The 18434-nt window shown below is 67.9% G+C and carries 17 protein-coding genes; 7 read left to right on the forward strand and 10 right to left on the reverse strand.

Translation table 11 applies throughout. The features are described 5' to 3' along the window. The coding region (locus ACFWEP_RS09455; protein ID WP_387368131.1) for a CCA tRNA nucleotidyltransferase at positions 1–1504 on the reverse strand (1504 nt) is incomplete at its 3' end. Between the two features lie 185 nt (positions 1505–1689). Between ACFWEP_RS09455 and ACFWEP_RS09460 the strand changes: the two genes are divergently transcribed. From ACFWEP_RS09460 to trxA, 7 genes are all read left to right on the forward strand, one after another. Beyond that, entirely contained in the window at positions 1690–3987 is a 2298-nt protein-coding gene (locus ACFWEP_RS09460; protein ID WP_387368134.1) for a DUF6049 family protein, read from the forward strand. A gap of 49 nt (positions 3988–4036) precedes the next feature. After that, positions 4037–6193: a murein biosynthesis integral membrane protein MurJ gene (gene murJ, locus ACFWEP_RS09465; RefSeq protein WP_387368137.1), complete on the forward strand. Its 2157-nt coding sequence runs from the start codon at positions 4037–4039 to the stop codon at positions 6191–6193. A gap of 131 nt (positions 6194–6324) precedes the next feature. After that, positions 6325–8019 (forward strand): protein kinase family protein, encoded by a 1695-nt coding sequence (locus ACFWEP_RS09470; protein ID WP_387368140.1) that lies wholly within the window; start codon positions 6325–6327, stop codon positions 8017–8019. Between the two features lie 27 nt (positions 8020–8046). Next, positions 8047–8766: an RNA polymerase sigma factor SigM gene (sigM, locus tag ACFWEP_RS09475; protein ID WP_387368143.1), complete on the forward strand. Its 720-nt coding sequence runs from the start codon at positions 8047–8049 to the stop codon at positions 8764–8766. Then, positions 8763–9773 carry a hypothetical protein gene (locus tag ACFWEP_RS09480; protein WP_387368146.1) on the forward strand — a complete coding sequence of 337 codons (1011 nt, stop codon included), beginning with the start codon at positions 8763–8765 and terminating at the stop codon, positions 9771–9773. Before sigM ends, ACFWEP_RS09480 begins: the two co-directional genes overlap by 4 nt. 127 nt (positions 9774–9900) lie before the next feature. Further along, positions 9901–10872 (forward strand): thioredoxin-disulfide reductase, encoded by a 972-nt coding sequence (trxB, locus tag ACFWEP_RS09485; protein ID WP_387368149.1) that lies wholly within the window; start codon positions 9901–9903, stop codon positions 10870–10872. Between the two features lie 45 nt (positions 10873–10917). Continuing rightward, entirely contained in the window at positions 10918–11250 is a 333-nt protein-coding gene (trxA, locus tag ACFWEP_RS09490; protein WP_387368152.1) for a thioredoxin, read from the forward strand. Between the two features lie 111 nt (positions 11251–11361). On the opposite strand, the gene ACFWEP_RS09495 is transcribed toward trxA, so the two are convergent. The 9 genes from ACFWEP_RS09495 to rpmH form a co-directional block, all read right to left on the reverse strand. After that, on the reverse strand, positions 11362–11979 hold the full coding sequence (locus ACFWEP_RS09495; RefSeq protein WP_387368155.1) for a GNAT family N-acetyltransferase: 618 nt from the start codon (positions 11977–11979) through the stop codon (positions 11362–11364). 213 nt (positions 11980–12192) lie between these two features. After that, entirely contained in the window at positions 12193–13269 is a 1077-nt protein-coding gene (locus ACFWEP_RS09500) for a ParB/RepB/Spo0J family partition protein (RefSeq protein WP_387368159.1), read from the reverse strand. Further along, positions 13266–14342 carry a ParA family protein gene (locus tag ACFWEP_RS09505; protein WP_387368162.1) on the reverse strand — a complete coding sequence of 359 codons (1077 nt, stop codon included), beginning with the start codon at positions 14340–14342 and terminating at the stop codon, positions 13266–13268. Before ACFWEP_RS09505 ends, ACFWEP_RS09500 begins: the two co-directional genes overlap by 4 nt. 312 nt (positions 14343–14654) lie before the next feature. Next, complete coding sequence (rsmG, locus tag ACFWEP_RS09510) at positions 14655–15371, reverse strand: 16S rRNA (guanine(527)-N(7))-methyltransferase RsmG (protein ID WP_387368165.1); 717 nt, start codon at positions 15369–15371, stop codon at positions 14655–14657. A gap of 108 nt (positions 15372–15479) precedes the next feature. Then, entirely contained in the window at positions 15480–15989 is a 510-nt protein-coding gene (locus tag ACFWEP_RS09515) for a R3H domain-containing nucleic acid-binding protein (RefSeq protein ID WP_266706608.1), read from the reverse strand. Positions 15990–16000: 11 nt separating this feature from the next. Next, positions 16001–17254 carry a membrane protein insertase YidC gene (gene yidC / locus ACFWEP_RS09520; RefSeq protein ID WP_387368168.1) on the reverse strand — a complete coding sequence of 418 codons (1254 nt, stop codon included), beginning with the start codon at positions 17252–17254 and terminating at the stop codon, positions 16001–16003. A gap of 3 nt (positions 17255–17257) precedes the next feature. Further along, positions 17258–17635 (reverse strand): membrane protein insertion efficiency factor YidD, encoded by a 378-nt coding sequence (yidD, locus tag ACFWEP_RS09525; RefSeq protein WP_387368171.1) that lies wholly within the window; start codon positions 17633–17635, stop codon positions 17258–17260. Beyond that, positions 17632–18003 (reverse strand): ribonuclease P protein component, encoded by a 372-nt coding sequence (gene rnpA / locus ACFWEP_RS09530; RefSeq protein ID WP_328720570.1) that lies wholly within the window; start codon positions 18001–18003, stop codon positions 17632–17634. The genes yidD and rnpA overlap by 4 nt, the downstream gene beginning before the upstream one ends. 18 nt (positions 18004–18021) lie before the next feature. Beyond that, positions 18022–18159, reverse strand: a complete 138-nt coding sequence (gene rpmH / locus ACFWEP_RS09535; protein WP_112448007.1) for a 50S ribosomal protein L34 — start codon at positions 18157–18159, stop codon at positions 18022–18024. Positions 18160–18434 lie beyond the last annotated feature (275 nt).

Consider the following 18434-nt stretch of genomic DNA (forward strand, 5'->3'; position numbering starts at 1 on the left):
CGGCGCCCTCACCCCCGGCAGCCTGCTCGGCAACGAGATCGAGCTGGCGGGCAGACTCGGCCTGTCCCGGGGTCCTCCACCACTCGACGAGAGCGGCGGCAGCTGCCTCTTCGCCCATCGGGCCGTTCTCCAAGCGCAGCTCCAGCAGAAACGCGTACGCCTGACCGATGACGGGCCCCGGGCCGACGTCGAGAATCCGCATGATCGCGTTTCCGTCCAGGTCCGGGCGGATGGAGTCCAGCTCCTCCTGCTCCTGGAGCAGCGCGATGCGCTCCTCCAGGGCGTCGTACGTCCGCGAGAGCGCGTTCGCCTTGCGCTTGTTCCTGGTGGTGCAGTCCGATCGCGTGAGTTTGTGGAGCCGCTCCAACAGAGGCCCCGCATCGCGTACGTACCGGCGGACGGCGGAATCGGTCCACTCACCGTCGCCATAGCCGTGGAAGCGAAGGTGGAGTTCGACCAGCCGCGAGACGTCCTTGACCATGTCGTTGGAGTACTTCAGCTCCGTCAGCCGCTTCTTGACCATCTTGGCGCCCACCACCTCGTGATGGTGGAAGGAGACGCGGCCGTCCTTCTCGAAGCGCCGGGTCCGGGGCTTGCCGATGTCGTGGAGTAGCGCGGCCAGTCGCAGCACGAGGTCCGGGCCGTTCTCCTCCAGGTCGATCGCCTGCTCCAGAACGGTCAGGGAGTGCTCGTAGACGTCCTTGTGGCGGTGATGCTCGTCACTTTCCAGTCGGAGTGCCGGCAGTTCCGGCAGCACGTACCGCGCCAGCCCCGTGTCGACCAGCAGCCCCAGCCCCTTGCGGGGGTGCTCGGAGAGGAGCAGCTTGTTGAGCTCCTCCCGGACACGCTCCGCCGAGACGATCTCGATGCGCTCCGCCATCTCCGTCATGGCTTCGACGACCTCGGGGGCCACCTCGAAGTCGAGCTGCGCGGCGAACCGTGCGGCCCGCAGCATCCGGAGCGGGTCGTCGGAGAAGGATGCTTCGGGGGTCCCCGGAGTGCGCAGGACCCGGTCGGCGAGGTCCTTCATCCCGCCGTGCGGGTCGATGAACTCATTTTGCGGGAGCGCGACGGCCATCGCGTTGACCGTGAAGTCCCGGCGGACCAGATCGTCCTCGATGGAGTCTCCGTACGAGACTTCGGGCTTCCGGGAGGTCCGGTCGTACGCCTCCGAGCGGTAGGTCGTGACCTCGACCTGGTAACCGTCTTTCTGCGAGCCCACCGTGCCGAAGGCGATCCCGATCTCCCAGACCGAGTCGGCCCAGGGACGGACGATCTTGAGTACGTCCTCCGGGCGGGCGTCGGTGGTGAAGTCGAGGTCGTTCCCGAGCCGCCCGAGCAGTGCGTCCCGGACCGAGCCACCGACCAGGGCGAGGGCGAACCCCGCTTCCTCGAAGCGGCGGGCGAGCTCATCGGCGACGGGGGAGACCCGCAGCGGTTCGCCGGCCCCACGGGGCTCCGTTTGGCTCAGGGCGCTGGACTTGTCTTCGTTGGCGTTCGGCACAACAGAAAAGGGTACGTGCACCGACCGGCCCGGGCGTCATCGTTTCCGTGAGCCCTGCGAGACTCTGCCGATCATGAGGGGCAGTCCGGAGCACTCCGCCACAGCGCACCTCGTTACCATGCGGGGACGCAGAACCGACAGCGATCGACACCCCCAGCTGACGACGACGAGGGACGGGTACACGCGTGGCCGAGGCGGCAGACTCTCAGGGGACACATCCCTCTCCTGCTCGCCGGTGGATGAGGCGCACAGCGTCCGTGATGCTGGGGGTTCCTCTGGTGACCGGTCTGCTGGCAGGACCGGCGGCAGCGGCTCCGCTCACCGGCACGGTGGAGAAGGCCGCCCCCGTCTCCAGCACGGTCGATGTCTCACTGAACTCGCTCACCCCCAGCGCACCGGTGGAAGGGGACACCCTGGTCGTCTCCGGCACCGTGACCAACAGGGGCAGCGAGACGATCGACGAGGCCGAGGTGGACCTCCGTGTCGGTCCGAGGCTCTCGGGACGTTCCTCGATCGATGCGAACGCCAAGCGCACCGGATACCTGCCGGGTGTCGACGCGGAACCTCTCGGCGATCCGTACACCCTGGAGGTGTCCTCGCTCCGCAAGGGCGTCAGCCAGGACTTCTCGATCTCCGTCCCGGTCGACAAGCTGCCGCTGGACTCCGCCGGCGTCTATCAGCTGGCCGTCTCCCTGACGGGCCAGACGTCCAGCAGCTCCTACGAGCGTGTCCTCGGCATTCAGCGCACCTTCCTCCCCTGGGAGCCGGAGGAGAGCGACGCCAAGTCCAAGCTCACCTTCCTCTGGCCGCTGATCGCCTCCGCGCACATCACGGCCGAGACCGCTTCGGACGAGCAGCAGACCCCGGTGTTCCAGGACGACGAGCTGGCAGACGAGCTGGAGCCTGGCGGCCGACTGGAACAGCTCGTCTCCCTGGGCAGCGATCTTCCGGTGACCTGGGTGATCGATCCGGACCTGCTGGCGAGCGTCGACGCGATGGCGGGGACCTACCGGGTCAGGTCCGGGGACACCACCGTCCCGGGCACCAGCCAGGACGTCGCGAAGAAGTGGCTCGACTCCCTGCAGAAGGCTGTGAACGGCGACAAGATCGTCGCCCTTCCCTTCGCCGACCCCGACCTCGCGTCCATCGCGCACCGGGGAAAGAACGTCTCGGGCACCCTCCGCCATCTGCAGACCGCCACCGAGGCGGCGACGACCACGGTGGAGACGGTCCTGCACACCACGCCGACCACCGACTTCGCGTGGCCCGTGGACGGTGCCATCGATCCCTCGATCGTCGACGTCGCCACCTCGGCCGGAGCCCACAAGGTGATCGCCCGCAGCGACAGCCTCGACGAAACCGGCAACCTGCTGTACACGCCGACGGCGGCCCGGCCCATCGGCGGCGGCACGAGCGCCGTGGTGGCCGACTACCGCCTCTCCACCGTCTTCGGCGGTGACATGACGGGGGGCGAGCGCTCCACTCTCGCGGTCCAGAACTTCCTCTCCCAGACCCTGGCTCTCACCAAGCAGGACGAGGACAAGGAACGCAGCATCGTGGTGGCTCCTCAGCGGATGCCCACCGCCGCACAGGCGCAGACCATGGCCCGTGCGCTCCAGGCGCTGGACGACGACCGCTGGACCCAGTCGCTGGACCTGGTGGCCGCCGCGGAGGTGAAACCGGACTCCCGAGCGACCACCAAGGTGCCCAGCTCGTCGGCTTACCCCAAAAAGCTGCGCAGTCAGGAACTGCCCACCCAGGCATTCCAGGACATCAGGGGAATCCAGGATTCGCTGAACAGCTTCCAGGTCATCCTGACCCAGCCCGAACGGGTGGTGACGCCCTTCGGAAACGCCATCAACCGCTCCATGTCGACCTCCTGGCGAGGAAAACCGCTGGAGGCGCAGAAATACCGTGACGCGGTGCGGACCTACCTCCAGGGGCTCGTCGGCCAGGTGAACCTGATCGCCAAGTCGGACGTCACCCTCTCCGGGCGTAGCGCTACGATCCCGGTCACCGTGCAGAACCAGTTGCTGCAGGGGGTCGACCATCTGGTGCTCCGGCTGACCTCCGACAACGCCACTCGTCTCAAGCTCAACGACGGCGGCGCGATCGCGCAGCAGCCGGTGGCGATCGCGGGCGGGCACAGCCAGTCGGTGAAGTTCGACGCGGACGCCAATGTCAACGGCCAGGTCCAGATCAAAGCCCGTCTCTTCACTCAGGACGGGACCCCTTACGGCGACGAGATGACCTTCACCGTGAAGGTCTCCGAGTTGACGCCGACCGTTCTGCTGGTGATCGCCGGTGGCCTGCTGCTGCTGGTCCTGGCAGGTGTGAGGATGTACAACCACCGGAAGCGTGCCGTCGCAAGCGACACGTCGGAAGGCGGCGGCGGCGAACCCGAGCAGCCGAGTGACCCGACACCGGACACCGGGCCGGAAAGCGGGGACCCGTCCGGGCCGGGTGAGAAAGTGGACCGTTGAGCGATGTCTGTCGAGGCCGGTCGGCCGGGGACGATGAGGTGGGGTTTCGATGAACGCGCCGTACGACGGTGACCGCGTGCATGGCGCGGGCGGGACGGGCGCCGACCGTGTGCCCCCGGAGACGGGACCGGACGGGATGGCCCCTGCCGACCCGTACCTCCAGCACGCCTACGACCACGACCCCTACCGGGCGCGGGACCTCGCCGCCCAGGACCCGGTCGGTGAAGCCCTGTACGACCGGGCCTCCCATCCGCCGCCGCCCCCGGGCACCTACCAGGAGCCGCAGCCGCTCTACCAGCAGCCTCCCGCAGCCCAGTACCCCCCGGACCCCCGGTTCTGGGCCCAGACGCCCGCACCGGAGCCCGCAGGGCCCTCCCGGCACCTCCCCTACGGTGACGACGCTCTGACGACCCAGTTCGTCGGCGTCGACGACCTCGTCACCCGCGCCTCGGAGGACGAAGTGGAGCCGGACGCGTTCGCCCACCTCTTCCGGGACCAGGAGGGCTCCGGCGGTGGCCGGCACGCCGGCAGTCCCGAGCCCGAGCCCGCCAAGGCACCCGCACCGCAGAAGTCCGGAGGACGGGCTTCGGGACTGCTCAAGTCCAGCGCCCTGATGGCCGCCGGAACGCTGGTCTCACGGCTCACCGGATTCGTCCGGAGCCTCGTCATCACGGCGGCGCTCGGCGCCGTCCTGCTCGGCGACAGTTTCACCATCGCCTACACGCTGCCGACGATGATCTACATCCTCACCGTCGGTGGCGGCCTGAACTCCGTGTTCGTCCCCCAGCTCGTCCGCTCCATGAAGGACGACGAGGACGGCGGTGAGGCGTACGCCAACCGTCTGCTCACCCTGGTGATGGTCGCGCTCGGCCTGATCGTGGCCGCGGCGGTGTTCGCCGCGCCCCTGCTCATCCGGCTGATGTCCCTGCCCATCGCCAACGATCCCGACGCCAACAGTGTGGCCGTGACCTTCGCGCGCTACTGCCTGCCGACGATCTTCTTCATGGGCGTGCACGTCGTGATGGGACAGATCCTCAACGCGCGCGGCAAATTCGGCGCGATGATGTGGACCCCGGTCCTCAACAACATCGTCATGATCACCACGTTCGGTCTGTTCATCTGGGTCTACGGCACCGCGGCCGAATCCCAGATGGGTGTGCGGACCATCCCGCCGGACGGTGTGCGCCTGCTGGGCATCGGCACCCTGCTCGGCCTCACCGTGCAGGCGCTGGCGATGATCCCGTACCTGCGCGAAGCGGGTTTCCGGTTCCGGCCGCGCTTCGACTGGAGGGGTCACGGCCTCGGTAAGACGATCAAGCTGGCCAAGTGGACCGTGCTGTTCGTCCTCGCCAACCAGGCGGGCGTCCTGGTCGTCACGCAGCTCGCCACCTCGGCCGGCAAGTCCTCCGGCCAGAACGGCACCGGTTTCCTCGCCTACTCCAACGCCCAGCTCATCTGGGGCATGCCCCAGGCCATCATCACCGTCTCCGTCATGGCGGCGCTGCTGCCCCGCATCGCACGAGCCGCGCACGACAACGATCCCGGTGCGGTCCGGGACGACATCTCCCAGGGGCTGCGGAACTCCGCCGTCGCGATCGTGCCGGTCGCCTTCGGCTTCCTCGCACTCGGTCTGCCGATGTGCACCCTGCTCTACGGGGCGAGCGGCTCCGAGGCGGCCCGGTCGATGGGCTTCATCCTGATGGCTTTCGCCCTCGGCCTCATCCCGTACTCCGTGCAGTACGTCGTGCTCCGCGGCTTCTACGCGTACGAGGACACCCGCACGCCCTTCTACAACACGGTCATCGTGGCGGCCGTCAACGCCGCCGCGTCGGTGGTCTGCTTCCTCGTCCTCCCGGCCCGCTGGGCGGTGGTCGGCATGGCGGCGTCCTACGGCCTCGCCTACGCGGTCGGAGTCGGCGTCGCCTGGCGACGGCTGCGCAACCGCCTCGGCGGCGATCTGGACGGCACCCGCGTCGTCCGTACGTACGCCCGCCTCTGCCTGGCAGCGATCCCGGCCGCGCTCGTCGGGGGTGTGGTGGGGGTCGCACTCCTCGAACTTCTCGGCGAAGGTGTACTCGGTTCGGTCGTCGCGCTGATCTGTGGCGGCCTGTTGCTGCTCGGCGTCTTCTTCGGTGCGGCCAAGAAGATGCGGATCGAAGAGGTGAACGGGCTGATGGGTATGGTCCGGGGACGGCTCGGCCGCTGAACGAGCGTCGCAGCACACAACCATCGCCGGTCTCCGTGTGTCGTGCATAGCGCCGGAGTGTGGGCACAATTGGCGTGACTGTGAGCAGAGCTGGCTGGCATCGCGCAACGGATGGGGAGGCAGGAACGACGGTGGCGGAACGTAGCACGGCTGCCGTCGACGTGGCCGACAACAGCGGCGACGAGCCGCTGGCCGCCAAGGCGGACGAGGCCACGACCGACGGGACGGCTGAAGCCAAGAACGCTGCGGGCGAGAGCCCGGACGGCGTGGACGACAAGGACGCCGGCTCCCCCGTGGAACCACTGGCACCCGACCTGCACAGCGGTCACAAGCTGGCCAAGCGCTACCGGCTCGAGGAGTGCATCACCCGACTGGACGGTTTCAGCAGCTGGCGGGCGATGGACGAGAAGCTGCGGCGCGCGGTGGGTGTCCATCTGCTCGCGGCGAACCATCCCCGCGCCCGGCCGGTCCTGGCCGCGGCCCGCTCCTCCGCCCTGCTGGGCGACCCCCGCTTCGTGCAGGTGCTGGACGCCGTGGAGGAGGGCGACTTCGTCTACGTCGTCCACGAGTGGCTCCCGGACGCCGTCGAGCTCACCGCACTGCTCGCCGCGGGCCCCATGGAGGCCCACGACGCGTTCCAGCTCGTGGGCCAGCTCTCCCAGGCCATGGCCGCCGCACACCGCGAGGGCCTCGCCCACCTGCGCCTGACGCCCGGCGCCGTCCTGCGCAGTTCCACGGGGCAGTACCGCATCCGCGGTCTCGCCGTGGACGCCGCGCTGCGCGGCATCACGGCCGAGCGGCCGCTGCGTACGGACACCGAGGCCATCGGCGCCCTGCTGTACGCGGCACTGACTCAGCGGTGGCCCTACGAGAGCGACGCTTACGGACTCGCCGGCCTGCCCAAGGGCATGGGCCTCATCGCCCCCGACCAGGTCCGGGCCGGGGTGCACCGCGGTCTCTCCGAGCTCGCCATGCGCGCGCTCGCCAACGACGGTGCCACGGCTTCGCGGCAGGAACCGCCCTGCACCACCCCCGACGAACTGGCCAAGGCTGTCGCCGCGATGCCGCGCATCCTGCCGCCCGAACCGACCTTCACCGCTCCGCCCGAGTACCAGCGGACCACCTACCAGCAGGGGACCTACGGACGCCCGTCCGCCCGTCCCGCGCCCACGGCACCGACCGTCATGGCCGTGCCGCCGGCGCCGCTGCAGAGCCGCACCGGCAGAGCCTTGAAGTGGGCCGTCTCCGCACTGCTGATCGCCGCCCTGGGTCTCGGCAGCTGGCAGCTGGCCGAGACGCTCCTGGACAACAAGAAGACCGAGGAGCCGGACACCACCCGCACGACGGACAGCGGCAGCACCGACAAGAACGCCCTCGTCTCCGGCAAGCCCGTCCCCATCGTGGCGGCCCAGGACTACGACCCGCTCGGCACCGACGGCGGCGAGAAGCCCGAGGCGATAAAGAACGCCTACGACGGTGACTCCAGCACCTACTGGTCCACGCAGAGCTACTACACCGCGAAATTCGGCGCCCTCAAGACGGGTGTCGGGGTCGTCCTCGACCTCGGCAAGGTGCAGCAGGTCGGTTCCGTGGACGTGTCCTTCCTCGACGGCACGACCTCGGTCGAGCTGCGCAGCACGGAAGACGCCACCCCTCCGTCCATGCCCGATGGCTTCACCAAGGTGGCCGGGGGCTCAGGAACGAACGTGACGCTCAAGCCCGAGAACCCCGTCCAGTCGCGGTACCTTCTCGTGTGGCTCACCGAGCTGCCCGGCGGCGGAAAGCAGTACCGGGGCAAGATCTCCGAGATCAAAGTCACCAGTTGACGTACGCAGGGAGACGGGGGCTCACTGTTGGACGACGCCATATTCGCCGACATCGGTGACCAGGAGTTGCTGGCACTGCACGTGACGGGCGAACCGGATGCCTTCGGTGAGCTGGTGCGGCGTCACCGGGACCGACTGTGGGCGGTGGCGCTGCGGACTCTCGGAGACCGGGAGGAAGCGGCTGACGCGGTCCAGGACGCCCTCGTCTCCGCGTTCCGGTCCGCCCACACCTTCCGGGGGCAGTCCGCCGTCACCACCTGGCTGCACCGGATCACCGTCAACGCCTGCCTCGACCGCGCTCGCAAGGCGGCTTCCCGCAAGACCGCGCCGGTGGACACCGCGGAGCGCCTCGATCAGCTTCTGGAGCCGCACGAATCGGCCGAGGCACCCGCCGAACGCCAGGATCTGCACCGCGAACTACTGGCCGCGCTCGCGACCCTCCCTCCGGACCAGCGCGCCGCATTGGTCCTCGTGGACATGCAGGGTTATCCGGTCGCGGAAGCAGCCCTGCTCCTCGGCGTGCCGAGCGGCACGGTGAAGAGCCGTTGCGCACGCGGTCGGGCCAGACTCCTGCCGCTGCTGGCTCATCTGAGAGGCCGTGATGCAGCGGACGCACCGACCGGCAAGGGCACCTCGGGTGCCGCACGGAACCTGTCGCGAGGTCCATCCGTCCCACGGGCATCGGGGCCGAGGGACGCAGGAGCGCATGATCCTGCCGCAGCGCAGGGCGGAGGCGGACACGTATGACATCCACGACCCGTACGACTGAGCACCCGGACGTCTCGGAGATCGCAGATCTGGGCGAAGGCCTCCTCCCTCTCTCCCGAGCCGTGGAAGTCCAGCGTCATCTCCTCTCCTGCGTGCTCTGCGAGGACGTGCGGTCCTCCCTTGAAGAGATCGAGTCCCTGCTCGGCTCTCTGCCGTCGCCCTCACCCATGCCGTCCGATGTCGCAGCGCGTATCGACGCGGTCCTGGCCGCCGAGACGCGCGCCCATGACCGGGTTTCCGTGGGCGCCCCTCCGGAGGGCCTCGATGTTTCACGTGAAACATCGAGCGGTGAGACAGCGGCGCAGACGGACGAGCGAACGGCAGCGCGGAACGCTGACGCGGATCCCGCGGTTGAGCAGCAGCGCACAGGCCCTTCGACGTCCCGCCCCACCACCCGCCCGTCGCCCGACTTCACGCGCCCGGGCCGCAACCCGGGCCGCCGCTCCTCGGTGACCCGCCGCCGCATCGTTCTCGGCGCCGCGTTCGGCGCGGGGATTCTGGGCGTGGGAACCCTCCTCTTCCAGACGGCCGACGCGATGTCCGACAGGGCATTCTCGTCCGACTCCTCATCAAAGGCCGCAGCCTCGACGTCTGAGACATCGGCAGCGTCACAAGCCGGCGAGTTCACCGCGGCCAGACTCCCCGAGCAGGTGCGCGACCTCCTAGGCAGCGCGCCCGCGCTCCTCCACACCGAGGAGCCCGATGCCTCGGCGCAGGAGGCGCGGCCCTCCGGAACGCCGCTGGCCGGCGATCCGTTGTCGGCGCCCTACGTACCCGCATGCGTTCAGCGGGCGCTCGGGCGCACCGATGCCGTCCTCGGGGCGGAATCGGGTGAATACGAGGGGACCGAGGCCTACCTCGTGGTCCTTTCAGACCCGACGGACAGCTCTCTGGTGACCGCCTACCTCGTCGATGCCCGCTGTACCGCGTCCGATCCCTCGGGAACGGGCTCTCTGATGTTCTCCCACTCCTACCCCCGCTCCTGACCGGGGTGCCCCGTGCCACACGGAGAGATCGGGAATGCACGCCCCGTAGGATCCGTTGGGTGGGGTGAGAGTCGTTGAACCGACCACCTCAGACAGCAGGCAGACCGCAGAGACGAGGAAGACACCCGTGAGCGACGTCCGTAATGTGATCATCATCGGCTCCGGGCCGGCTGGGTACACGGCCGCCCTGTACACCGCTCGCGCCTCGTTGAAGCCCCTGGTCTTCGAGGGTGCCGTCACCGCTGGTGGTGCGTTGATGAACACCACCGACGTGGAGAACTTCCCCGGGTTCCAGGACGGGATCATGGGTCCCGACCTCATGGACAACATGCGCGCCCAGGCGGAGCGCTTCGGTGCGGAGCTGATCCCGGACGACGTGGTCGCCGTGGATCTGACCGGTGAGATCAAGACGGTCACCGACACCGCCGGTACGGTCCACCGTGCCAAGGCCGTCATCGTGACGACCGGGTCCCAGCACCGCAAGCTCGGCCTGCCGAACGAGGACGCTCTCTCCGGACGCGGTGTCTCCTGGTGCGCCACCTGCGACGGATTCTTCTTCAAGGACCAGGACATCGCGGTGATCGGCGGCGGCGACACCGCCATGGAGGAGGCGACCTTCCTCTCGCGCTTCGCGAAGTCGGTCACGATCGTCCACCGCCGTGACACCCTCCGCGCCTCCAAGGCAATGCAGGAGCGCGCCTTCGCCGACCCGAAGATCAACTTCGCCTGGGACAGCGAGGTCGCAGGTGTCCACGGGGAACAGAAGCTGTCCGGTCTGACCCTGCGCAACACCAAGACCGGGGAGACCTCCGAGCTGGCGGTCACCGGCCTCTTCATCGCGGTTGGACATGACCCGCGGACGGAACTCTTCAAGGGTCAGCTCGACCTCGACGAGGAGGGCTACCTCAAGGTCCAGGCTCCCTCGACGCGCACCAACGTCACGGGCGTCTTCGGTGCAGGCGACGTCGTCGACCACACCTACCGCCAGGCCATCACCGCTGCCGGTACGGGTTGCTCGGCCGCCCTCGACGCCGAACGCTTCCTCGCCGCCTTGGCGGACGAGAAGCTTGCCGAGCCGGAGAAGACCCCGGCCGTCTGAACTGCTCCACCCTCACCCCCACCCGCTGTGTACAAGGAGGCCGCCGTGGCCGGCACGCTGAAGAACGTTACCGACGCTACTTTCGAGGAAGAGGTCCTGAAGAGCGGCAAGCCCGTCCTCGTGGACTTCTGGGCTGCCTGGTGCGGCCCGTGCCGCCAGATCGCGCCCTCCTTGGAGGCCATCGCGGCTGAGCACGGCGAGATCGAGATCGTGAAGCTCAACATCGACGAGAACCCCGACACCGCCGCCAAGTACGGCGTGATGTCCATTCCGACGCTCAACGTCTACCAGGGTGGCGAGGTCGCCAAGACCATCGTCGGTGCCAAGCCCAAGGCCGCGATTCTCCGCGACCTCGAAGACTTCATCATCTCGAAGTAAGCACTCTGCTCCGTGCGCGCCGGACAGCCCGCGCGGAACATGTTTCACGTGAAACGGGTCGGCCTCATGAAGAGGCCGACCCGTTCTGCTGTGCCCGAGCTACGCCTCGCTTCAGAGCGGCCGGAGCGCGGGTTCCTTCTGCACCGCTCCCAGCAGTCGGTCCAACGCCAGCTCGACGTCTTCCCTCCAGGAGAGCGTCGTACGCAAATCCAGTCGCAGACGGGGATGAACGGGGTGGGGCCGCACGGTCTTGAAACCCACCGCCAGAAGGTGATCCGCCGGAAGAAGGCAGGCAGGTTGCTTCCACCGCGCCTCGCCGAAAGCCTCGATGGCCTTGAAGCCTCGCTGGAGGAGATCCTTGGCCACGGTCTGGACCATGACTCTTCCCAACCCCTGCCGCTGGTAGGCCGGGTCGATCCAGCCGGTGATCAGCTGCACGGCGTCCGGCGAGACCGGGCTGGTGGGAAAGGCGATGGAACGCGGTACGTAATCCGGAGGGGCATAGAGCACATAGCCCACTGGCACATCGTCGACATGGACCAGCCGCCCGCAGGAACCCCATTCCAAGAGGACGGCGGAGAGCCAGGATTCCTTGGCCGACTCCGTCGTGCCTGCCTTGATCGCGGAGTCCGCCCTCACAGGGTCCAGCTCCCAGAAGACACACGACCGGCAGCGCTGGGGTAGATCCGAAAGATTGTCCAGGGTGAGCGGTACGAGCCGACGCCCCATGAAGGCGATCCCTCACTTCCTTGGATCCTGGGAGATGCGCCCTACCAGAACGCATCGTATCCACGCAGAGAGGGAGCGCATACCCGGGAACGAGCAAAGGACGGGCCTCAAGGGCCCGCCCTTCTACGTGCTCGTCCTTCTACGTGCTCGTCCTTCTACGTGCTCGTCCTTCTACGCGCCCGTCCTTCTACGCGCTGTCGGAAGTGGAAGCCGTCAGCTCGCCGCTTCGTCCTCAGCCGGCTTCGCGGATGTGCCGCGCTCCAGCACGCGGCCCTCACCCGGTGCGAGACTGCCGAGAATGCGGTCGAGGTCCTCCATCGAAGCGAACTCGACAACGATCTTCCCCTTCTTCTGACCGAGGTCGACCTTCACCCGTGTCTCGAACCGGTCCGAAAGTCGTGACGCCAGATCACTCAGCGCGGGCGAGACCAGGCTTCCCGCCCTCGGCCCCTTCGACTTCACGGGGCGGTCGTCCTTCGACTCCATGACCTTGACGATTTCCTCGGTCGAGCGGACCGAGAGCCCCTCACGAACGATGCGGCGGGCAAGCTCCTCCTGCTGCTCGGGGTCCTCCAGCGAGAGCAGAGCGCGCGCATGACCGGCCGAGAGAACTCCAGCGGCTACCCGGCTCCGCACGGAAAGAGGCAGACGCAACAAGCGCAGAGTGTTCGAGACCTGAGGCCTTGAGCGGCCGATCCGGTCGGCCAGCTGCTCCTGAGTGCAGTTGAACTCCTTGAGCAGCTGGGAGTACGCGGCGGCCTCCTCCAACGGGTTGAGCTGAGCCCGGTGCAGGTTCTCCAGGAGCGCATCCAGCAGAAGCTTGTCATCGTCGGTCTCCCGGACGATCGCGGGGATCCGTTCCAGGCCCGCCTCCCGGCTGGCTCGCAGACGCCGCTCACCCATGATGAGCTCGTAGCTGTCGGCCCCTACCTGACGCACGACGACGGGCTGGAGAAGGCCCACCTCCTTGATGGAGATGATCAGCTCGTCGAGCGCCGCCTCGTCGAACACCTCGCGAGGCTGCTGAGGATTGGGACGGATCGAGTCCGGCAGCAGTTCGGCGAAATACGCGCCAACGGCCTCCGGTTCCGGCTGCTCCACCGATGGTTCCGCCGACTTCGGCTCGGGCACCAAGCGCCCGCTCGGCAGAGCAGGCAGCTTCGCTGCCGGCACTCCCCGCTCCGCCGCCAGTACCTGACCGGCACCCGTAGGTGCCACCTGCTTCTCCGAAGGAGCTGCGGGAATCAGCGCAGCGAGCCCGCGCCCCAGCCCTCGACGACGGTCACTCACTGGATGCCCTCCGAAATGCTCCGCTGGGTGCTCTGATTGCCCAAGTGGGCGGGCTGGGGCTCGTACCGCACTCCCACGCCCCGCAGCGCGATCTCGCGCGCCGCCTCGAGGTACGACAGCGATCCGCTCGATCCCGGATCGTACGTCAGAACGGTCTGCCCGTAACTGGGGGCCTCCGAGATGCGTACGGACCTCGGGATGCTCGTCCGCAGCACCTCCTTGCCGAAGTGGCTGCGAACCTCCTCCGCGACCTGGGAGGCGAGGCGAGTCCTGCCGTCGTACATGGTGAGCAGAATCGTGGACACGTGGAGGTCCGGGTTGAGGTGACCACGCACCAGTTCAACGTTCCGCAGCAGCTGGCCAAGGCCCTCCAGGGCGTAGTACTCGCACTGGATGGGGATCAGCACCTCGGCGCCGGCGACCATCGCATTGACTGTCAGCAGGCCCAGCGAGGGCGGGCAGTCGATGAGGATGTAGTCGAGCGGCTGCTCGTAGGCCTGAATGGCGCGCTGGAGACGGCTCTCGCGTGCCACCAGGGAGACCAGCTCGATCTCAGCACCGGCGAGATCGATGGTGGCGGGAGCGCAGAAGAGACCCTCCACGTCCGGGACGGGCTGCACGACTTCGGAGAGCGGCATGCTCTCCACCAGGACGTCGTACACCGAGGGGACCTCGGCGTGGTGATCGATCCCCAGAGCCGTCGAGGCGTTCCCCTGCGGGTCGAGGTCGATCACCAGAACGCGGGCGCCGTGCAGAGCGAGCGAGGCGGCAAGGTTGACGGTCGACGTCGTCTTGCCCACACCGCCCTTCTGATTGGCGACCACCATGACGCGCGTCCGGTCAGGGCGTGGCAGCCCTTCGCCGGCACGGCCCAGGGCCTCCACCGCCAGCTGGGCCGCACGACCAATAGGAGTGTCATCCATCGGTGGCGGTGTTTCACGTGAAACACCGTCCCCCAGGGATTCGGTACGGGGACCGGGGACCGGATCGGTCATCGGTCCCGCGATGTTGGCGTCGGACCGCAAGGATTCACTCTCCTCGACTTCAGGCTCGCAATAGGCAGAGCCTGCCATGCTTTCGGGGTTGTGAACCAGCGAGGCCCGCTGATCTGTGGATGGCTCCACCGATGTGGACAACTTGGTAGCTCGTTCGGGGTTGCGGTCCCGCGGCGTGGCAGCCGCACGGCCACGGCCGATGATTCCCTGCAACAGAGAGCGACGTTTCACGTGAAACACGATGCCTCTGCGGGACAACTACCCAGCATCGACACTCCGCGTGGAGGGGGCAGGGCTACTTCTGTGGAGCATCGCTCCGCAAGCCGACAGACCGAGCCCAGCTGATGCGGGTTTCACGACCGGGCCCCCGCCCCGGCCGTGAAACCTGGATCAGCGGCGTCGGCGCGTCCGACTCACCCTGGCAGCCTTGGCCCGCTTTGCGGCGAACCTCACACCGCCCGGGCTCTCGCCGACGACTACGCGGACCACCGTCGTGGTGGGGTCCACCACACCCGCCCCGGCGTGCAGCACCTCGGTCTCCACCACGCCCAGCTTGCTCAGCGCGGCGCGCGAGCCGTTGATCTCCTCCTCGGCGGTGTCGCCCTTGAGCGCCAGCATCTCGCCGTACGGCCGCAGCAGGGGAACTCCCCAGCCGGCGAGACGATCCAGTGGTGCGACCGCCCGTGCCGTCACGACGTGGACCGGCTGGAGCTTCCCCAGCACCTCTTCGGCCCGGCCCCGGACGACCGTCACATGGTCGAGCCCGAGCAGTTCCACGACCTCCTGGAGGAAGTTCGTCCTCCGGAGCAGCGGTTCCAGCAGGGTGATCTTCAGGTCGGGCCGCACCAGCGCCAGCGGGATTCCCGGCAGTCCTGCTCCGGAGCCCACGTCGCAGACCGTCACGTCCCGGGGGACCACCTCGGAGAGTACGGCGCAGTTCAGCAGGTGCCGCTCCCACAGACGTGGGACCTCACGCGGACCGATCAGTCCACGCTTGACGCCCGCGTCCGCGAGCAGCTCCGCGTACCGGACGGCTTCCGGGAAGAACTCTCCGAAAACCGTCTGGGCCGCCTCAGGTGCCTGAGGGAGCGCTGCTTCCTCCGTCACGGGGACCGTCCTTCCCTACTGCACTCACGCACTGTGGATGGCTGACTATCAGGCTGACAAAGATCGGCCCCGCCTGCGAACAGACGGGGCCGACAGAACACGTTCCGGTCAGGCCGGAAGGACGACGACGAAGCGCTGCGGCTCCTCGCCCTCGGACTCGCTCCGCAGACCGGCCGCCGCGATCGCGTCGTGCACGACCTTGCGCTCGAACGGCGTCATCGGCTCCAGTCGCACCGGCTCACCGGAGCTCTTGACCTCGTCGGCCGCCTTCGCGCCGAGCGCCGCCAGGACCTCGCGCTTCTTGGCCCGGAAGCCGGCGATGTCCAGCATCAGACGGCTGCGGTCACCGGTCTCCCGGTGCACCGCGAGCCGGGTCAGCTCCTGGAGCGCCTCCAGCACCTCACCGTCGCGGCCTACCAGCTTCTGCAGTTCGCGCGCCGACTCGCTGATGATCGAGACCGCGGCCCGGTCCGCCTCGACGTCCATGTCGATGTCGCCGTCGAGATCGGCGATGTCGAGGAGACCCTCGAGGTAGTCGGCCGCGATCTCGCCCTCCTGCTCAAGGCGGGTCAGGGTGTCGCTGCCCTCAGCGGCCGTGGAGATGGTGCCTTCCGACACGGATGGACTCCTTACTTCTTGGACGGGTGCTTGGGCCGCTGCGGGCCCTTGCGCGGTCCGGACTTTGCCTGGCGTGAGGAGCCCGACGCGGGCTTGCCCGCCGGCTTCGACTTGTCGTCCTGCTTCTGGAGCGAGGTCTTGGACTCAGCGGTGTCGTCGGAGGCCGGCTCCTTGGCCGTCTCGGCCTGCCCGGCGGCGGCAGTCCTCTGCGCCTTGCTCTGCCGCTTGGGCTGGTGCCGCCGCTGTGCGGCGCCCTCAGCCTCGGTCACTGCCGACTCGCTCTTCGCCACGGTCCCGTCCTCCTGGGCGGCGAGGCCCAGCTTGGAGAGTCCGTTGATGAACTTGCGCTCGATGTCGTTGCGCTCCGTGCCCTTGACGTAGATGCGCTTGACGGTGTTGCGACGCGTACGACCGCGCACCTCGCCGTGCTGGGTGACGCTCTTCAGCAGGCGTCCGAGGTACTGGTCCTGGGCCTTGCTGCCCGGCGTCGGGTTCTGGTTGATCACGTACATCTGCTGACCCATGGTCCAGACGTTGGTGGTCAGCCAGTAGACGAGGACACCGACGGGGAAGTTGATGCCCATCACGGCGAAGATCAGCGGGAAGACGTACATCAGCATCTTCTGCTGCTGCATGTACGGGGTCTTCACCGAGAGGTCGACGTTCTTCGTCATCAGCTGGCGCTGGGTGAAGAACTGCGAGGCCGACATCATGACGATCATGACCGCGGTGACGACCCGGACGTCCGTGAGGGAGGCGCCGAGCGCCGTTACCTCGGCCGAGCTGTTCATGAACTTCGCCGCGAGCGGGGCACCGAAGATGTGTGCCTGCCGCGCGCTGTCGAGCAGCGGCTGGTCGATGACGCCGATCGTCTTGCCGTTGGCGATGGCCGCGAGCACGTGGTAGAGGGCGAAGAAGAACGGGGACTGCGCCAGGATCGGAAGGCACGAGGAGAGCGGGTTGGTACCCGTCTCCTTGTACAGCTTCATCATCTCTTCGGACTGACGCTGCTTGTCGTTCTTGTAGCGCTCCTGGATCGCCTTCATCTTCGGCTGGAGCACCTGCATGTTCCGCGTCGACTTGATCTGCTTCACGAAGAGCGGGACCAGGCAGATACGGATCAGAACCACGAGGGACACGATGGACAGGCCCCAGGCCCAGCCCGTGTCGTCACCGAAGATCGCCCCGTACACCTTGTGGAACTGGACGATCACCCATGAGACGGGTGTGGTGATGAATTGGAACAGACTGGCAATCGTGTCCACTAATCAGGCTCCTTGAGCTTTGGGCGAGGTCTCTGTGGCCGGGCCCGGCAGCACGGCCGGCGCCATCGCGGCGGCTGTCGTGTCCCCGGGGGGCACATCAGTGGCGGAGTCCCCGCCCTTGTCACCGCGCAGCGCGTTGCGCAGCAGTTCGTGCCAGCGCGGACGCTTACGCGGCGGGACATGGTCCACACCGCCCGGCGACCACGGATTGCATCGCAGAATGCGCCAGGCGGTCAGCGCTGTTCCCTTGATTGCCCCATGCCGGTCTATCGCCGTGAACCCGTAGTGCGAACACGACGGGTAGTAGCGGCAGACAGGGCCCAGCAGTGGGCTGATCGTCCACTGGTACAGCTTGATGAGAGCCAGCAGCGGGTACTTCATCGCGCGCCCCCTCCCAGCAGCCGCTCGAAGGCGGCATCCAGGTCTCGGGTCAGCTGAGCGTGGTCGGCGTCGCCCGAGCCGGGCAACGCTCGCACCACAACCAGGCTACCGGGGGGCAGCTGAGCCAGCCGGTCCCGGACCAGATGGCGGAGCCGGCGCTTCACAGCGGTGCGTACGACCGCACCACCCACGGCTTTGCTGACGACGAAACCCGCACGCGGTGGGGGAGGGTTCTCCCCCGACACGTGCGGGTCCGTAGTACCGCTGCGTAGATGAACGACGAGCAGAGGGCGACCGGCCCTGCGTCCTCGTCGTACCGCGGTCGCGAAGTCCTCGCGCCGCCTCAGCCGATTCTCGGTAGGCAGCACGTCATGACCTGTTGGTGATCAGGCGGACAGGGCGCTGCGACCCTTGCCACGGCGGTTCGCGAGAATCGCGCGGCCGGCACGGGTACGCATGCGAAGGCGGAAGCCGTGGGTCTTGGCGCGACGACGGTTGTTCGGCTGGAAGGTGCGCTTGCTCACTCGGGGGCTCCAGAATAAATCGGGTGATGGCGGGACATCGCCTGGCTGTCACCGTGCGCCCACGAGGAACTCGCGTAAACGCCTTAGTGCACCGCTTCACAATCACAGATCGTGATCTTTGCCCATCGGAGGCAGGCGGCAGCAGCCATCGACAACTCGACCTGGTCACGGTACGCGCGGCTACGCCATCCGGTCAAACTCGCCGCGAGCGACCCCCCACTATGCACAGGCTGTGGACAACAACTTGAACCGGGCGGGTCGGCGTAGCTACCGTG

It is taken from the genome of Streptomyces sp. NPDC060198, from assembly GCF_042728415.1.
GTDB lineage: Bacteria > Actinomycetota > Actinomycetes > Streptomycetales > Streptomycetaceae > Streptomyces.

Coding starts and splice junctions, on each gene's coding strand:
- murJ (WP_387368137.1), top strand. CDS start 4,037: ATGAACGCGCCGTACGACGGTGACCGCGTGCATGGCGCGGGCGGGACG.
- ACFWEP_RS09505 (WP_387368162.1), bottom strand. CDS start 14,342: ATGGCAGGCTCTGCCTATTGCGAGCCTGAAGTCGAGGAGAGTGAATCC.
- ACFWEP_RS09480 (WP_387368146.1), top strand. CDS start 8,763: ATGACATCCACGACCCGTACGACTGAGCACCCGGACGTCTCGGAGATC.
- yidD (WP_387368171.1), bottom strand. CDS start 17,635: ATGAAGTACCCGCTGCTGGCTCTCATCAAGCTGTACCAGTGGACGATC.
- ACFWEP_RS09495 (WP_387368155.1), bottom strand. CDS start 11,979: ATGGGGCGTCGGCTCGTACCGCTCACCCTGGACAATCTTTCGGATCTA.